General features: G+C 69.6%; 1 protein-coding gene. It reads left to right on the top strand.

The features are described 5' to 3' along the window. The first annotated feature begins 27 nt into the window (after window positions 1-27). The gene (locus tag ABEB12_RS41980) at window positions 28-1,206 is read left to right on the top strand and encodes an IS701 family transposase (RefSeq protein ID WP_221497937.1); all 1,179 of its coding nucleotides are present in this window, start codon (window positions 28-30) and stop codon (window positions 1,204-1,206) included. The last annotated feature ends 70 nt before the right edge of the window (window positions 1,207-1,276 follow it).

The raw sequence follows: 1,276 nt of genomic DNA, 5'->3' as shown, positions 1-1,276 counted from the left end.
GAGGATCTTGCGGCGTGGGTTGAGGGGCTGGATGAGCTGTTTGGGCTGGTAGCGGGCCGTTTCTTTCGGCCGGAACCGCGTCGGCGGGCTCGGGCGTATGTGCGGGGCCTGTTGGCGCCGCTGGCGGGGAAGAACGGGTGGACGCTGGCCGAGGTCGCTGGGGACGCGACACCGGACGGGATGCAGCGACTGCTCAACTCGGCGCACTGGGACGCCGACGGTGTGCGTGATGACCTGCGTGGATACGTCGCAGAACACCTCGGCGAGCCCGCCGGGGTGCTCATCGTGGACGAGACGGGGTTCCTGAAGAAGGGTGTCAAGTCCGCTGGTGTGCAGCGCCAGTACTCCGGCACGGCGGGACGGGTGGAGAACTGCCAGCTGGGAGTGTTTCTGGCCTACGCCAGCGGCAAGGGGCGGACACTGATCGACAGGGAGCTCTACCTGCCGAAATCCTGGATCACCGACAGTGCCCGCCGCCAGGAAGCCGCGGTGGGCGACGAGGTCGAGTTCGCCACCAAAGCGGCACTCGCGCAAGTGATGCTCGGCCGTGCGCTGGATGCGGGCGTTCCGGCCTCTTGGGTGGCCGCGGACGAAGCCTACGGCCAGGACCACAAGTTCCGGACCTGGTGCGAACGCCGCCGGATTGGCTACGTCGTCGCGGTGCCCCGCAACCAGACCATCCCTTCCGATATCGGCGCGCCGGCCGGGCCCGACCGCGCCGACCGGGCCACCGCGCAGGCTCCTGAGCAGGCATGGAAGCGTCGTAGCTGCGCTGATGGCGCGAAGGGGCCGAGGATGTTCGACTGGGCGGTTGCCTCGATCTCCACCGGCGAACACACCCCACCGGGCTGGGGTCGCTGGCTGCTGGCGCGGCGCCAGATCCTGGCCCCCACCCAGATCGACTCAGGCCAGCAGCCGGAGCTGGCCTACTACCTGTGCGCCGGCCCACCCGGCACCACCGACGACGACCTCATCCGCGTCGCCGGCAGCCGCTGGGCCATCGAGGAGTGCTTCCAGACCGCGAAGAACGAGGTCGGACTCGACCAGTACCAGGTCCGCCGCTACGACGCCTGGTACCGCCACATCACCCTGGCGCTCCTCGCCCACGCCTACCTCGCGGTGACCGCCGCGATCACCCCAAAAGACCTGGTCACGGCCTCATCCCGCTCACCCTCGCGGAAATCCGCCGTCTCCTGGCACACCTGACCCACACCGCCGCCGACCTCACCCACACCTGGTCCTGGTCACGCTGGCGCCGCCGCCACCAACACCGCGC

It is taken from the genome of Actinospineispora eucalypti (genome assembly GCF_039543365.1).
Classification (GTDB): domain Bacteria; phylum Actinomycetota; class Actinomycetes; order Mycobacteriales; family Pseudonocardiaceae; genus Pseudonocardia; species Pseudonocardia eucalypti.
The sequence above is the reverse complement of the archived record's forward strand: the minus strand, read 5'-3'. Positions and strand labels throughout refer to the sequence as shown.